At 60.1% G+C, this 431-nt stretch carries 1 protein-coding gene; it reads left to right on the top strand.

Annotated features, from left to right (window positions below):
* Positions 1-431, top strand: a 431-nt coding sequence (locus tag H7995_RS28215; protein ID WP_206684774.1) for an immunoglobulin-like domain-containing protein, incomplete at both ends; no start/stop codon positions are given.

A 431-nucleotide genomic window follows, 5' to 3' on the forward strand; every position in this document is an offset into this window, starting at 1 on the left:
GACGTACTGGAGAACGCGGCACCGAAGTTCACCGTCAAGGTCGATCAGGTTCTCAAGCAAGACTTGACCGTCACCCTGAGCAACGGCGATACCGTGGTGATCAAGGCTGGCACCACCAGCACGCCGTATGAGCTGAAAGCCCAAGGCGACGACGTCTACAAAGATGGTCAGATCATCGAAGTCGGTGTCAGCAAGGCCACCGTCGACGGCAAGTCGTTCGAGAACCTGGTGCTGGGCGATAAAGCCCAGGTCACCATCGGCGACACCCTCACCGAGGTGAAAGCCACCCTGACTGTGGATAAAACCACCGTCACCGAAGGCGGCACGGTCACCTACACCGTGACCCTGACCAACGCCGCCGGCATGCCGATGGCCAGCCATGGCGAGTTGACCTTCAAGCTCACCGACGGCACCGAGATCAAGATCCCGGC

It is taken from the genome of Pseudomonas kielensis, assembly GCF_014236655.1.
Classification (GTDB): domain Bacteria; phylum Pseudomonadota; class Gammaproteobacteria; order Pseudomonadales; family Pseudomonadaceae; genus Aquipseudomonas; species Aquipseudomonas kielensis.